The 16006-nt window shown below is 46.6% G+C and carries 7 protein-coding genes; 5 read left to right on the top strand and 2 right to left on the bottom strand.

Going from position 1 to position 16006, the window contains the following annotated elements; all coding sequences use genetic code 11:
• Positions 1 to 248 precede the first annotated feature (248 nt).
• The 3 genes from QUA27_RS10055 (at position 249) to QUA27_RS10045 (ending at position 8336) form a co-directional block, all read left to right on the top strand.
• Positions 249 to 6710 (top strand): CHAT domain-containing protein, encoded by a 6462-nt coding sequence (locus QUA27_RS10055; protein WP_445251491.1) that lies wholly within the window; start codon positions 249 to 251, stop codon positions 6708 to 6710.
• Positions 6711 to 6874: 164 nt separating this feature from the next.
• The gene (locus tag QUA27_RS10050) at positions 6875 to 7882 is read left to right on the top strand and encodes a tellurite resistance TerB family protein (RefSeq protein ID WP_333067735.1); all 1008 of its coding nucleotides are present in this window, start codon (positions 6875 to 6877) and stop codon (positions 7880 to 7882) included.
• A gap of 316 nt (positions 7883 to 8198) precedes the next feature.
• Positions 8199 to 8336: a hypothetical protein gene (locus QUA27_RS10045; protein ID WP_333067734.1), complete on the top strand. Its 138-nt coding sequence runs from the start codon at positions 8199 to 8201 to the stop codon at positions 8334 to 8336.
• A 13-nt stretch (positions 8337 to 8349) separates the two neighbouring features.
• Here QUA27_RS10045 and QUA27_RS10040 read toward each other — a convergent pair whose 3' ends face one another.
• Together QUA27_RS10040 and QUA27_RS10035 are read right to left on the bottom strand one after the other, a co-directional pair.
• Positions 8350 to 8910 (bottom strand): RNA recognition motif domain-containing protein, encoded by a 561-nt coding sequence (locus tag QUA27_RS10040; RefSeq protein WP_333067733.1) that lies wholly within the window; start codon positions 8908 to 8910, stop codon positions 8350 to 8352.
• Between the two features lie 1076 nt (positions 8911 to 9986).
• Positions 9987 to 12470, bottom strand: coding sequence for a zinc metalloprotease HtpX (locus tag QUA27_RS10035; protein WP_333067732.1), 2484 nt, complete (start codon positions 12468 to 12470; stop codon positions 9987 to 9989).
• A gap of 365 nt (positions 12471 to 12835) precedes the next feature.
• Here QUA27_RS10035 and QUA27_RS10030 point away from each other — a divergent pair, with 365 nt between their 5' ends.
• Both QUA27_RS10030 and QUA27_RS10025 read left to right on the top strand, forming a co-directional pair.
• Positions 12836 to 15772 carry a tetratricopeptide repeat protein gene (locus QUA27_RS10030; RefSeq protein ID WP_333067731.1) on the top strand — a complete coding sequence of 979 codons (2937 nt, stop codon included), beginning with the start codon at positions 12836 to 12838 and terminating at the stop codon, positions 15770 to 15772.
• The gene (locus QUA27_RS10025) at positions 15750 to 15998 is read left to right on the top strand and encodes a hypothetical protein (protein WP_333067859.1); all 249 of its coding nucleotides are present in this window, start codon (positions 15750 to 15752) and stop codon (positions 15996 to 15998) included. Before QUA27_RS10030 ends, QUA27_RS10025 begins: the two co-directional genes overlap by 23 nt.
• Positions 15999 to 16006 lie beyond the last annotated feature (8 nt).

The raw sequence follows: 16006 nt of genomic DNA, 5'->3' as shown, positions 1-16006 counted from the left end.
TTTTTTCTACAGTCTTCTTCAGCGGACTGTTATCAAACTTTTTTGTACAGTCCTCTTCAGAGGACTTTCGCTATTAGCCAGGGAATTCATTCCCTGGCGGATTGGCGGACTTTGGGACTATCAGAGGGCGCTGGTGGGCTTTCGCAATTATCAGAGTGAAATCGATATCATCTACTAACAAAACCATGAAATCAACACACAAAAAACCGCGCTTTTTCCTAACATTCCTCTCATTTACCGCCTTAACAATGTGGGAATTAGGACTTTTCGCCCCATCCCAAACAGCCACAGCCCAAATTACCCCCGCAACCGACGGCACGAATACTCAAATTACTCCCAGCGGCAACCAATTCAACATCAACGGCGGCCAACAATCCGGCGACGGCACAAATCTCTTTCACAGTTTCCAAGAATTTGGTTTAACTCAAGGGCAAACTGCCAATTTTATATCAAATCCCAATATCCGCAATATTTTAGGGCGAGTTGTCGGCGGCGATGCTTCGCTGATTAACGGATTAATTCAAATAACGGGCGGCAATTCAAACTTATTTTTAATGAATCCGGCGGGGATTGTTTTCGGTGCAAATTCTAGTTTGAACGTGCCTGCTGCTTTTACTGCGACTACTGCGACGGGCATCGGTTTTGGCAATAATTGGTTTAGTGCGGCTGGTACTAATAATTATGCTTTATTAGTCGGAAATCCTAATAGTTTTGCTTTTACAAATACGCAACCGGGAGGAATTGTCAATTTAGGCAATTTGGCGGTGGGACAAGGGCAAAATTTAACTTTATTGGGCGGCACTGTTTTGAGTACCGGACAACTTTCTGCACCGGGAGGAAATATTATTGTGGCGGCGGTTCCCGGGGAGAGTTTAGTCAGAATTAGTCAACCGGGAAATCTGTTGAGTTTAGAGATTCAGCCACAATCTATAGCGGGCAGTTTGCCTCAAAATTGGGTGTTGCCAGTTGCATCTTTGCCGCAGTTGTTGGCGGGTGGCGGGGGAAGTGCCACGGGGGTGACAGTTAATGCTGAAGGGCAAGTAGAATTAACGGGTTCGGGTTTGCAGGTAGAGAATGGAGATGTCGCTGCTAAAGAAGTAACTGCGGAGACTGCAACGCTGTCAGCTAATCGCAATTTGACATTAGTTGAAAGTCAGTTGCGTACAACTGGTGATTTGAATTTGTTGGCTGACGATACTGTGCGGGTGCGCGACAGTGTGGCAAATCCTTTTGTGGCGAATGCTGGCGGGAATCTCTACATTCAGGGAAATCAAAGTATCGACCTTTTGGCGCTGAATCATCTTTCGCAAACGCCTTTTGTCAGCGGTGGAAATTTGACTTTAGCGAGTGATGGCATGATATCTACAGATGCTCACTTTAGAAGTGGCAGTAACACATCGATTGTTGATTTATCTGGTAAACCTGCGAATTTTATTAGTCTGTACGATCCAATTTTTACACAACCTGATGACTATACTTCAGGGGGTTACACGGGTGCATCTCTCAAGGTAGATACAACTTCGGGTACAGGAAATATTATTTTTACTGGAGATATCAATATTACGAGTGCCGATGCAACTTATGCTGGTGCTTCTCCTGGTACAGATGAATTTATTTTGGGTAATTCGCGATCGGTAATTTTGCGCTCTGGTGGCAACATTCAAACACGAAATATTGATACTTATAACAATACCTTCGGTAATGGCATAGGTCCTGTAGTTATGCAAGCTAGAGGCAACATTATTTCTGGGAGTTATACGGGCGCATCTATCAAAATAGATACGACTTCAGGTACGGGAAATATTATTTTTAATGGAGATATCAATATTACGAGTGCCGATGCAACTTATGCTGGTGCTACTACGGGTGATGAATTTATATTGGGCAGTTTCCGATCAGTAATTTTGCGATCTGGCGGCAACATTCAAACAGGAAATATTTTTGCTTATTTTAGTACCCCCACGAACATAGGCCCTGTAATTATGCAAGCTACAGGCAGTATTCAAACAGAAACGATTAGGACAGAGGGGATAAATGCTGATGGTGGTGATATATCTTTGACTGCTGGAGGCAACATCCTTACAGGAAGACTTTCTACTTTTATTAGTGTGGGTGGCAATGGCAAAGGCGGTGATATTACTTTGAATGCAGGTGGCACTATTACGACTGGCGATCTCAATGTAAAGGCGAATCAAAACGGCGGGCAGATCGCACTTACCAGCGGCGCTTCAATCGATATCGGCACGATCGATACAACGGGCGATGGCGCTGCTGGAAATATTACCATTCAAGCTAACAGCGGCATCACAACACCGACAACAGGAATTATCGCGGGTACTTCTAGTAACGGCAACGGTAGCAACGTTACTCTATCTACTGTCAGCGGTGACATTAATATAGGCGATGTATTAGTATCGGGAATACAGGGTGGAAATCTTAACTTTACTAACAGCAACGGTACAATTAACATCGGAGCGATCAATACCACGGGCGCGAGCGCTGCTGGAAAAGTTACCCTTCAAGCTGACAGCGGCATCAAAGCATCGACGCTTACAGGTGTTTCTACTAATGGCAATGGCAGCAACGTTACTTTATCTACTGCCAAGGGTGAAATTAATATAGGTGATGTTTTAGCAGGAGGCAAATTACAGGGTGGAAATCTTGAATTTACTAATAAAAATGGCAATATCGCTACAGGCCAGTTAAGTACAAGTTATGACGGTTCATCTCCCGATCTTAAAACTAATATAGGTGGCAATGTTAATTTAAATGCTACGGGCAACATTACTACGAGTGACATCCGGGCGATCGGCAATCAAGACGGCGGCTCAATAACCTTCAAAAGCGGCGGTTCTATAGATACTACCGCCGGAATCATCAATGCGATCGGCGGTAACAACGGCGGCAATATTTCTCTCGAAGCCGCAACAAATATCAGTACGGCAGGAATTGGTAGCGCCCTCTTATTAAGCGGTTTCAACGCCAATAGTGGCAATCTTCGCATTCAAAGCGGCGGTAATATCGACACAACTGCCGGCCCAATTATTACCGCTGCGGCAAATGGTAAAGGCGGAGATGTCACCATCAATGCTGGCGGAACAGTTTCGACATCTGATATTAATTCCCGCACTTTCGCTCCCAGTATTACTGTGACTGGTGGCAATATTGAGGTCAAGGCAAATGACTCTATTACTGCCAGTGGGAAGATAGAAACTAACCGCAATAATATTACTTTTAACGCTCCCGTAACATTAGGTAACAACCTGTCGGTCAAAATTTTAGAGACTGGCGATATTACTTTTAAGTCTACTGTTGACGGGCCTTACAATCTTACTGTTCAACCCGATGCGGGAAGTGTTGACTTGGGTGATGCTGTGGGCAGTGTCTCTCCCCTCAACAGCGTCAGTATTCAAGATGATATCCCCGAAAAATCCGGTGCAATTAACATTATTACTACGAATAATATTACCGCCCAAAATATTACCTCACCCGCCGGAATTTCATTGTTTAGTGAGAACGGAGAAATCACAACAAAAAATCTCGATGCGACTTCCCCTAACAATGGCGGTAATATCGCTTTGAGCGCTGGAACTAATATTGCTGCCGGCGATATCAATACCTCGTCTGCTGGTAATGGCGGCAGTATTTTGCTCGACGCTACCGGAAGTATTACTGTTGGTAAAATTGATTCTTCGGCGGAGGGGAATGCCGGGAATGTCACGGCTTATAACCGCAGTGCTACGGGCGATATTACTGCGAGTCAAATTAACGCTCAAAGTAGTCTCGGCAAGGGTACGGGAGGCAATGTCGAGATTCAGATGGGAAGGTTTTTTCGATCGCTCACTTCCTTCACAGACAGCAACGGCATCAATGCTAGCATTTCTACGGCTGGAAGTCCTGGAGATAGCAGCGGCGGTACTATAATTATCCGCCACGGAGGCGCAGGATTAACGCCGTTTATTGTAGGTGAGTCTGCCATAAATGGAACGGCGGGTGGAATTACTAGGGGAAATTCTAATCCTATTCAAACACTTTTGCAGGATAACTCCTATCTTTATACTCACAGACAGGATGGCAATCGTATTCAAATTATCTCCGTACCGCCACCAATAGTTGCACCGACACCCGCAGCTACTCCAACGCCCGCAGCCACACCCGCAGCTACTCCCACCCCCGCACCGACACCCGCGCCCGCACCCGCAGCTACTCCCACCCCTGCACCGACACCCGCAGCTACTCCCACGCCCGCACCCGCACCCGCAGCTACTCCCACGCCTGCACCTGTGACAACTGTGGCTCCCGCGCCTTCCCCAACAGGGACTCCAGCCCCCATAAGCACGCCCTCACCGCAACTCCCACCGCGTTTACCCGTCGCACCTTCGGCAACACCCGAAAGCTCGATCGCACCATCCCCAACACCCGAAAGCTCGATCGCACCTTTCCCAATTTCCCAAATATTTATCGCACCTGCCCCAATTCCCGAAACTTCGATCGCACCTTCGGCAACACCCGATCCGATACCTGGTTTTCCCATCGACTTCCAACTACCTGAATTGCCCGGTTTATTCGTACTGCCACCCCGCGCGCGCCCCACACAGCCCTCAACACCCACAACCCCAAACGCTGCTGTCCGCATAGCTGCGACACCTACCCTTCCCTCTGTTTCCCAAATCACCTCCTCCCTCGGCACTCAACCTGCGATCGCCCTTCAACCTTCAAACGCGCCAAATCCCGCGCCCGCAGCCCCTCTTGCCTCCGTAACCCCGCCTGTAACTCAGATTCAGCCAGCACCTGCAAGCTCGATCTTACCCGAGCCTGCAAGTGCGATCGTACCCGCGCCTGCAAGTGCGATCGTACCCGCGCCCGCTGTCAGCCCAAGCCAAACTCCGCAACAGGAGTTAGCTTTTTTAATTGGCGATTTATTGGGAGCACAAACCTCGATCGACCAAAATGCTGAAACGGGAAACACCCAATTAGATTGGAAGCGTAACAATGAAACAATTATCTCCCTAGAACTTCCTTACACCCCGTCAGTTAACACCATTGCCGGAGCCGAAGCAAATAACCTAATTTCTTTACAGCCATCTACTGACAATTTAACTGTTTCACTCGCAGAAACTCCGCCGGAAATAATCGATCAAACTCCTAGTTTACCGATTGCTACTTCTGAACCATTTGATTTCAATCTTTCGGATGTTTGGGAGAGAATGGCTGCAATAAATACAGCGCCAGTTCAAGATTCACCGACTATTACTCCAGCGCCCGCACCAATTCCCGCACCAACTCCAATTCCCGCACCAACTCCCGCGCCTGCACCAATTCCAGCCCCCGCGCCAACTCCCGCGCCAACTCCCACTCCCCCTCCGATCGCAGAAAATCCTGCACCTGCAGATATCCCAAATATCTTTCCCTCACCAAGCAGATTGCTCGTCGAACAAACTTTAGATCAAAACAATCCTAATGATGCTGTTGCCATAATTGACCAGCTCTTTGAACAAGACTACGAAAATTATTATGGGGAAAATTTCACGGATAAAAAAATTAACGTTCAATATCTGAGAGAAACTCTCAAAACAATTAAGGAGGAAACCGGGAAGCAAGCTGTAATTGTTTACGCGATCGTCCGTCTCGAAGAATTATCCCTAGTGTTAATAGTTCCAGACGGCCCTCCGATTCTCAGAAATATTCCTGTCTCTAACGCAGTTTTGCTGGAAAAAGTGGCAGAATTTCATCGCTCTTTGGGTCAAGCAACTGATTCGGAAACTGGAGAATATTTGCCAATAGCTCAGCAACTTTACCAGTGGTTAATTGCGCCGATTAGTTCAAATTTAGAAGCATTAAATATAGATACGCTAGTGTTTTGCTTTGATGCTGGTTTGCGCCAACTTCCACTATCGGCTTTGCACGACGGCAAGCAATTTCTAGTAGAAAAGTACAGTGTAGGAGCACTTCCCAGTGTCAGCTTGACTAACACAAAGTATCAAAGTTTGAAAAACGCTCAAGTTTTAGCAATGGGTGCTTCCGAATTTCCCCACACTGATAAACCTCCTTTGCGTGCGGTGCCGATCGAATTATCTGCGATCGCCGGGAGGAGAACAGAAACGCAAAATCAAGCAGCATTTCCCTTGTGGCAAGGCCGCTCTTTTCTCAATCAAGAATTTACCCTAGACAACCTGAGAAAACAGCGAGAACAACAGGCATTTGGAATCGTTCACTTAGCTACTCACGCCAGTTTTCCTCAAGGCGAAAATGGAAGAAGAGAAGCTGAGATTGATTTGTGGGACAACTCTTTGGCGCTGGATGAATTTAGGTTGGCGAAGTGGTACGATCGCCGACAAGTCGAGTTATTAGTGCTGAGTGCGTGCGAAACTGCGATCGGTGACAGTACAGCAGCAGAAATGGGTTTTGCTGGACTGGCCGTCCGCAGCGGTGTAAAATCAGCTTTGGCGAGTTTGTGGAAAGTTAATGATATCGGCACTTTGGCGTTGATGACTGAGTTTTATGGCAATTTGCGATCGGCCCCAATTAAAGCTGAAGCGCTCAGAAAAGCTCAACTGGCAATGATCCACAAACAAATTTTAATTAAAAACGGTCAATTGCGGGGAACTCAAGGCGCGATCGACATTAATCAAGCCACACAAGCAGCAAATGCAGATTTATCTCACCCGCATTTTTGGGCCGGATTCACAATAATTGGCAGTCCTTGGTAAATTAATTGGAGATTTGATATTCACGAGGGGTCAGGTGTAAGGCTAGACGCACGCCACATTGACTGGCAACATTTTGCAAAAAGTAAATGTATCCCTGACTACTATCTTTTTATGTCATAAATTTGCTATGAATAGCAAAACTAAACACTAGCGGGGCAAAACCTGTGGCCAAGTTTGATAAAATATTCAATTCAGAAGACCAATCCGAAGCAAGCTTGACTTTAGAAGAATCCGTAGCAGCGGTAGCCTTTGTGGCAGCAGAGGCAAATTCCCCTGATACGGATGCTGATATCTTAGAAAGCATACTTTGGGAATCAGAAATATTTGCTGAATACTCGGAAGATGATATGTCAGCAATGTTTCAAGGATTCGACGGTATTGTGGCCAAAGACGGTTTAGGAGCATTATTTAATACTGCTTGGGAATCCATGCCAGATGAGTTAGTGTTGGATACTTTTGCAATAACTGCAGCAATGTTTGTCGCAGATGGTGAAATATCCCCGAAGCACGAGGCTTTTCTCCAAGAATTCCAGCAAGCATTAGGTGTGGAAGACGAGGAAGCTGCGGAAATTATTGAGGATGTAATTGCTGCTTACTCGGAAGTAGAGGGCGAAGAGTCTGATTTCGATGCGGCATGGTACGTATCTCCTGAAGGCAATTTTAGCGTTCCCATTCCAGTTGACGATGAACGAGGCGGTAAAATTGATGATCAAGAAGGCTGTGTCGCATTTTCAGACGACTTTGGCGTTTTGCTGAAAATTGATTATTTCCCTGTTGCTGGTGAAGTTGAAGAAACAATCGAGTCGGTTGGCGAGGAAGGTTATCTCAAGTCTTTTCTCGACAATTTTGTTTCTCAGGCAATTCTTGCTAATGTTGCCAATTCTAAGTTACTCCACGCAGAATATTTAGAAGATGAAGAAGCTTATTTCGTGGTTTTAGATTTGCCTGCAGGTGCAACTCTCAGCGTGCAGAAAAACGATGGCCCTCTGAGTCGGTTGGATGCTTACCGGGGACTTATGGCTTTTATTGCTGACGATTTTTGCTACACGGTAAGCTGTCAGCGAATTTATCAGGAGGGGGATGAATTGGGTTCCCTGGAGTCTGAAGTTGAGGGAATTATGAACAAAATTTTTGAGTTTATTGAGACAATCGAATTCGGGCCAATCGAATAAAGATGACTTGTTTAGACGGGCTAAAAACCTGGTTTCTTTCTAGATGTCTCGCTGCTCAACCCTATATTTTCACAGAAACCAGGTTTTTTTGCCAACCATTCTCAGGATATGATATCGTGTCCGGTCGATCGACCAAAATCCAACTGTTTCTAGGGAGGAATTAAATCCTAACTACTTGCGCGATCGTCGTTATTTTACCGCACTGCGCTAGATATTAGAAATAAGAATTAAATAACCTGCAATGCGTGATTATTATTGTGGGATGGGCGTGTCGCCCGTCTATAAAGGACGGGCGACACGCCCATCCCACAGACTTATGCAAATTATTGAATTCACGATCCTTAGAAGTTTTTACAATAAAATTGTGCGATCGACAACAGGCTTTTTTGACCGATTCTCGATCGCACTTCCAGATACATTCAGTCAACCACAGTCGAGAGACAGCAGCAATTAGCCGCCATTTGCGACTAATTAGTAGTCTGAGCTTCCACCAATCTTTGCTTGAGTTCTTCCAAAGCACTCGCCCAGCGCGGATCTGGCTGCACCGAGCCCGAATCAGCGCTCGACACCGTGGCTGCTGACTGATTGCGGCGAGACTTGTTGTTGTCACCCCGACGGCGATTGCTTTTGCTGGAACCGCCTCCACCTTGGGTAGGAGGAGCCGAGCGCTGCTGTTGCTGCGGCGCAGGTACAGGCATAGGCACAGACGCCGACGCCGACACCAATTGCGGTGACTGCGGCGACTGCTGATCGTCTTCGCCCTTCTCTGATTTACCCTTAGAGCGGGGCAATGCCTTCTCTATTTTCAGCGGGTTTTCTTTGAACATCAAGCCGTTGTATTTCTCAATAACTTGGTCGGCTTGTTCGTCGGTTAGCACCGTCACAAAACCGAATCCTCTGCATTTTCCAGTTTTGCGGTCTGTAATTACCTTGGTGGTAACAGATTCGCCCTCCGGCGCAAAAACTTCTTGCAATTCTTGGCGATCGAGTTCTTTCGGTAGATTGCCAACATAAAGACGAATAGACATGAAAAATTCCTCCCGACTTGGATTTTAATTAATTTGCTCGAACAGAATCACCTGAAGTCAACTGAATATTGACTTCAGACAAACAGCACATAACCCGATAATTGGCGCATTCCTCCCACCAACCTTGACAGCTCCCCCCACCTTTTAGAACAAAAAGATGATTTACTCTGATAAGGCCGGAACTTAACCGCCGATGCAGAGAGCTTTTAAATCTCAGGTTGTTGTGTAAACTTTTAGTCATCACTCAAATGTTTAGGCTATTGGCTATTCTGTATTACTTGCTTCCGGTTTTGATTCAGAATGTTTATAGCCAGCGCCGTCTAGAAATTTATGTCCAAGGATGTCAATTGCAAGCGATCAGAATGCCAGTATTCAGTTTAATACAGTGATGGATAAAATGGCTAACATTTTTTCATCCAGTAATCTTACCTCGTTCCTAATCTCGCTCCTAATGCTGAGAACTACTCACTTACCCGCTATCCCTTAAATCAGGCCCGGCAGAGTCCGAGCATTCTTTAAAGGTATCACAGCCTTGGTAACAGAGCTAGTTATTTAGGAAGATTTCAGTCTGAATTTAACGGAAACCACATCTGATTCACTTTTGAGAATTCATCCCGCACAGCAAAAATAGCGGTCGAAAAAAAACAGCCGACAAGCGGCTGGCTGTACTTGCTGTGTTGGGATGTTGACAATTTTTACGCAATGCTTTAAGGGATTTTAGCCAACTGAAGTTATCGCGCTATTTGGTTCAATCCAATTCCTGTAAACTAATGTAACAGAATACTGGCAAAAAAGCAACTTTTCTTTACAAATAAACAACGAACAAGAGTCCAGGCTGTCCACCGCGCACCGCGAAAATCGGGTAGGGTGCGTCCCCAGCACCGAGAACATCGCCACATCGCCAATCCGCTGTTTAACTCAAAACCGATCGAGGCTGCGCGTTGAGACCAATTCACCCCACAATCTGATAACTATTCCTCATACCTGTAAAAAATGCAATTGTAGGCAACCTCGAAACCCTTATGCAGTAAGTCATTTCCCATTCTTCAATCTAAAATCCAAAATCTAAAATCGTCTCACCTTGGGCCCTGGATAATGATGTATGCGCCCCAAAAAGCAGCAGCAAAAGCCAAAATCGCAGACCAAATCGGATGTCCGCTGTCACTGACTCTCCCTCCTTGACTGCGGAGACTTTCAAGGTCGATCGCCACAGTAGCACCCCGGCGCAGCCAACCAGTCGCCACAACAGATGTTCCTATCAAATCGCTGGGGCGAGTAGTCTCTTTGAACAAAAATGGCCACAAAGAGCCAACGTAGCCAAACCTGGAAACATAGTGCAACCTCACCAACCCTGTCGCCGTTTGCAAAATCAAATCTTGTCCCAGCCAATTATTCATGCCCGATCGACCCAAAAGTTGGCCTTCCAGCCACACCGGTTCAGCATCCAGCGGCAAACTCTCGGGATTTGACAAAATTTCCGGCAAACTCGGCGAAGCGGTTTCTCGCGGTGTAATGTCCGGGAAGAAATAATTGATCCGCATCAAAGTACCGATGCTAAATCCGATCGGCAAACAGCCCCAAATAATCGATCGATCGCCCCAAAGCCAATCCAACTGCCAAAAACTCGTCCTCGAAAAAATCCAGCCAATCAGCCAAAGCACCCCGACTATCGCCAAACTCATCGGAATCCCAAAAAACGGCGCACCCTGTAAAAATAGTTTTGAGTCTTTAAATTCGAGTATTGACTTAAACAGAGACAATTTTCCTTTGCTGGGTGGTTCTGGCACTCCCGCGTTTGCCAAATCTAACTCAGTCTCCAGTTGCCAAAATTGAGCATACAGGGCCAACAGCTTCAAACGCTCTCCCAGCAAAGGATGCGCGCGGTTAACCGTCAACCAATTGCGCTCCCGATTGCTGACATCCCACAGCAAAATCTGTTCCAGCGGCGCGTATAATGCAGCAGAACCAAGGCTTACAGCTTGTCCAACACCTACGGGTAACAATAGATCGAAACTTTCGAGGAAAAAGCTAGTTTGTTTTTGCTGTTCGATATTAGCAGCAATGCCGATCGCAATTTTACCCAGTGCCCGCGTCAAACCGTTAGGATTGCCCGTAATTTCAGCAGCAGTGCGATCGCTAAAATACACTCTGCGGCGCGACAGCCACAACATCGGCCACCTGAACAACTTATAAATCCCATAACTCGTAGCAGAAATTGCAGCGGCCACAAATTTAACAGCAGAACGCAAAAACTCGATCGTCATTAAATCACACAACCGCTCTTGCCAGTGCGCCACCTGCCAATAAATCAAGTAAGGAATCTGAACCACCAGCAGCGCCAGCGACATCGGCGCAAAATCCCAGTGAGAGATATGGCCCAACTCCCGCGCGAAAATAGTAGCAATTTCATCATCCGTCAATTGTTCCAACAGCCCCCGACTCACAGCAATCCGAGCAAAACGGGGCAAACAGCCGTAACTGAAAGCTACAGGAACATTCAGCGGCAAGAGTTTCAGCACCGGCACCGGCATATTTTGCTTGGTACAATAACTTCGCAGTACCCGACTAGCTTCCTTGCTGTGCTTGGATAAAACGGACCCGCGCAGAGTTTCGATGCCGCAAAACAGTTTCAGCAGCGCGTCTATCAGCCAGGGAGACGAGGCCAAAAGCAATCCAAAAACCATCTGAACAAACGGAGTTGGATCGCGGTAAAAAAGCTGAATCGGGGCGAAAATAGGCAGTCTTGTGAATATGTAAAGCTGAACCAACAGAGAATTAGTGTTTGTCAGCAGGAATTGCAGGACAAACCGGGCTAGGAAAAATAGGGCGATCGCACTTGCAACGGCTTGCACCCGAAACTCCAGCAACTTCAGCGGTTTGAGGGGGCGCGGGCTTTTTGCGCGCCCTGCTTCGCGCCAAGTGAGTTGGTAAGTATCTGGGCTGGCGAATCCGGGGATATCTGTTGGGGAAGCGGAACTATTTTCGCCGCTAATTTCTGTATCGGGTGCGGTTTCGGTCGAGTTTTCCGGTTCAGAAGTCGGGCTTGTGGGGGGTGGAGGTGGCGGAGAAATATGTGGCGATTTGGCGTTTATAGGCTCTACAGCCGGCTCTAAAGGTAAAAATCCTGTTTTTTTATCTGCGGTCGGTCGATCGCCCCCCATCGATTTTTTCGGCGATTTTGTTCCTGCATCAAAGGCGACAAAGCCTGTTTCGGGGGGAGTTTCTGCGGATTTTGGTTTATTTTCCGGTGGTTTTGGGGGGCGAGGGGGGGTTAATTCTTTTAAAACGCGATCGGCCCAAGTTTTGACTTGAGAGTTGGGACTTTTGGCGAGGGAAGAGCACAGGGCGATCGCCTTTTTCACATTACCAGTTGCTTTGTACGCAGCCACCAACCCCATCTGCGCGCGGATTCCCGACGGCCCATTAGCTGCGGTTTGGGTAACGGATTCTAAAAGGGCGATCGCGGTGGGGTAATCCTGCTGTTTCAAAGCTGCTAGCCCAGCCTCTAGAGACTGTTTTGCAGATGAATCCGCCGGATTTGGATTAGTGGGAGGTGCCATGACTGTGCTTTCGCTAGCGTCCTTTATTAAGATAGCTTGGCTGGTCGATCGATTACGGTTTTAACACAGCTCTATATTCTCTGTCACCAATTGTTGCAGTTCATTGGGCGGTTAAAACCGCTTAATAGTCAAACTTTCGTCCACTCCCAGCGGACGATCTTTGCGATCGGGCAGGAGTTTAAACCCCTGCGTCAAAGCTAAAGTCCTGGCTATGAGGACTGAAGATTTATGCTAAATCCGGGTTAAATACTTCCTCGATCTCTTAGTCTATTAGAGAGAAACTAAAGTTTGTGGAGACGAGATTTCAATCACCGAGTCCATCTAATTTTTGCTTATAATTAAATTAACACCTCACCTGCACATTTATGCCAATTGACGACGAAGATTTTGAAAGCGAATCTATTAGCGGCGATCGCAAACTGGAACTTTTTACCGACAGATACGAATTTACCCGCCGATTTGCCTTTTATTTAAACGAAGACCCCGCGCGCCAACAAATTTTGTATTTTTACGGAGATGGAGGCAACGGCAAGTCTTTGCTGCTACAACACTTGCAGTTTCACTGCTGCAAAAGGTTTTCGCCGCAGGTGTGGAAACAATTGCACGACATCCCAGAATCACAAGCCGCCCAAGTTGCTGATTTTGTCCGCTATGCTGAACCTAAGACCTACACTCCCATACCCGCAGTCAGACACGATTTCGGATTGATACCGATTAAAGAAGATAAACCGCAAGATAGATTTTACGGCTTGCTTATGCTGCGCCGAAATCTGGCAGCAGCCACTAAGAAATATAAGTTTAAATTTCCAAATTATGACTTTGCTTGCTTTTGGTATTTGCTGAACAAAGGCGAATCACAGGCAACTCTCAACCAACTTTTTCCCGATGATGTGGCGGAATTGGTGGTACCTATAATTGAAACTTTTGCAGATTTTCCGGTGGTGGCGCAAGCTGTAGCGGTGCTGAAAGGGATAGATAAATTGGGCGGCATCAAGCGGGCGATGAAATTAATTCAAAATCGCTTGGGTGTCAGCGACGAAAAGGCAGATGAAATTCGGCGGAAAGATATTGATACTGAGTTAACCGACTGTTTGCCGAAATTGTTTGCTGGGGATTTGAATGCGGCAATGGCTGGCAAAAATAAACCAGAACGCCTCGTGATGCTGTTCGATACTCACGAGAAAATGTGGGATGAAAAACGGAATTCTCAAGGCGCAACTTTTTGGTATCAAGATGAGTGGTTTCGGCGGTTGTTGAGGGCCTTGGATTACAAATTGGGGATTGTAGTTGTTGTGGCGGGGCGAGAGTGTCCGGTGACGCAATTGCGGTGGCCGAATGCGTCGAGGTTTCCGATTCCTGAAGATTATATAGATGCACAATTGGTGTGGCATTTGTCGCCGGATGATGCGAGGGATTACTTGCACAAAGTGAAGATTGACAAGGCTGATTTGGCAGATGCTGTGATTAAATATGCCAGCCTCAATCCTGACGATCCTTGGGATAATTTGCAGGTACATCCGTTTTATTTGGGTTTGTGCGCGGATGCGGTGCTGGCAGAAAGAAGGCGGGGAATTGAGTTGATGTCGTCGGATTTTGCGCGGATTCCGAAGTTGGAAAACAAGACTGCGGAATTAACAGATCGGTTGCTGAGTTATGTCGATCGCGAAGTGCGATCGGCCGTGCATTCGCTGAGTGCTGGCCGCGCTTTTGATGAGGATTTGTACGTAAAATTGGGATCTGGTTGCCACTTCCATGCAAGCAGTGCAAATTTTGAGATGTTGACGGGTTTTTCCTTTGTGTGGAAATCGCAGAAGCGGGGGGATAACTGGTATCGGATTCACGATTTATTGCGGCGTTTGGATGCCGATCGGGATCATCCGAAAACTCGCAGAGCTCATGAGGTTTTAGAGGGGCATTATCGAGAAGTGGGGAATGCGGCGGAGGCAATTTTTCATGCTAATCGCTTGGATTGGCAGCGGGGTGTGAGGGAATGGGTAGAGGTGTTTGAGGAAGCATTGGGGCTGAGTCGTTACGGGGAATGCGAGTCGTTGCTGGGTGTTAGAGATGAGTTGTGGATTAAGAGTGATTATTGGCTTGGTATAATTTCCCGATCGGAGGGAGATTACTATGCTCGATTAGCTCGATACGCAGAGGCAAAAAAGGAATATTTAGAGGCAGTTGTGGCTTACGAGCGGGAACTTATCCTAACTTCCGAAGATACAGCTACCCTCACCGCTAAAGGGACGGCGCTGCGAAGTCTGGGTAAGTTACAGGCAGAGTTAAGTGAATTTGAGGCTGCAAAAATATCTTACTCAGAGGCGATCGCTGCTTCTAATTCTGCTTTACACATTGTACCGGATGATCGGTATGCTTTCAACAACAAAGGTATTGCCCTGCGATTTCTGGGTGAGTTGCAGGCACAGCTAAGTGAATTTGAGGCTGCCAAACGTTCTTATTCTGAGGCGATCGTTACCTTTAATTCTGCTTTAGTTATTGCACCGGATTATAACTATGCTTTTAACAGCAAAGGGAATGCGCTGCGATGTCTGGGTGATTTGCAAGCACAGTTAAGTGAATTTGAGACGGCCAAACAGTCTTACTCTGAAGCGATCGCAGCATTTAATTCTTCTTTATTTATTGCACCTGATAATATCACTGTTCTCAAAAACAAAGGACTTGCGCTGCGAAGTCTGGGTGAGTTACAAGTAAAGCTAAGTGAGTTTGAGGCTGCTAAACATTCTTATTCTGAGGCGATCGCTTCTTGTAATTCTGCTTTGCAAATTGCACCGTATTATAACTATGCTCTCAACAATAAAGGGCTTGCATTGCAAAGTTTTGGTAATTTGCAGGCACATCTAAGTGATTTTGAGGCTGCCAAAGTCTCTTACTTTGAGGCAATCGCTGCTTATAATTCTGCTTTACAAATTGCAGCGGATGATAACTATGCTTTCAACAACAAAGGGATTGCGCTGCAGGATCTGGGCGAGTTACAAGTAAAACTAAGTGAGTTTGAGGGGGCAAAACAGTCTTACTCAGAGGCGATCGCTGCCTTTGATTCTGCTTTAGTTATTGCACCGGATTATATCTTGACTCTCAACAGCAAAGGGATTGCGCTGCGATGTCTGGGTGATTTGCAAGCAAAATTATCTGAGCAACAGGAAGCACTTAAAAAGTGGCAAGAAGCACTGGAAATGTTTAATCGATCTTTAGCCATTGCTCCTAACAACGATCGGGTTCGCAATAGCCGCGGTGCGCTGCAACAACTTCTCGATAATTTAGGTGACGATACTGTCAGCAGTTAGCTCGATCGAAATGAGTAAAGACGCGACATTCATTCCCTGCCTTAAACCGAAAGCCCGCCAGGGAATGAATTCCCTGGCTAATAGCAAAAGTCCTCTAAAGAGGACTAATGAATTCTTCAGTCCTCTTCAGAGGACTTTAGCTTTGAGGCAGGGGTTGAAACCCCTGCCGGACTGCCGGACTCAGGGACATAGCGTTCAAGGCCCGCCCTCGAATTTAGCTATTTAACCTTGCAG

This window comes from Microcoleus harperi Pol14_C6 (assembly GCF_036701295.1).
GTDB lineage: Bacteria > Cyanobacteriota > Cyanobacteriia > Cyanobacteriales > Microcoleaceae > Microcoleus.
This window is presented reverse-complemented; position numbering and strand designations above follow the sequence as displayed.

Bases quoted from the DNA above. Each gene is read 5' to 3' on its own strand.
- QUA27_RS10035 (WP_333067732.1), bottom strand. From the start codon at position 12,470: ATGGCACCTCCCACTAATCCAAATCCGGCGGATTCATCTGCAAAACAG.
- QUA27_RS10055 (WP_445251491.1), top strand. From the start codon at position 249: ATGTGGGAATTAGGACTTTTCGCCCCATCCCAAACAGCCACAGCCCAA.
- QUA27_RS10045 (WP_333067734.1), top strand. From the start codon at position 8,199: ATGCAAATTATTGAATTCACGATCCTTAGAAGTTTTTACAATAAAATT.
- QUA27_RS10030 (WP_333067731.1), top strand. From the start codon at position 12,836: ATGCCAATTGACGACGAAGATTTTGAAAGCGAATCTATTAGCGGCGAT.
- QUA27_RS10040 (WP_333067733.1), bottom strand. From the start codon at position 8,910: ATGTCTATTCGTCTTTATGTTGGCAATCTACCGAAAGAACTCGATCGC.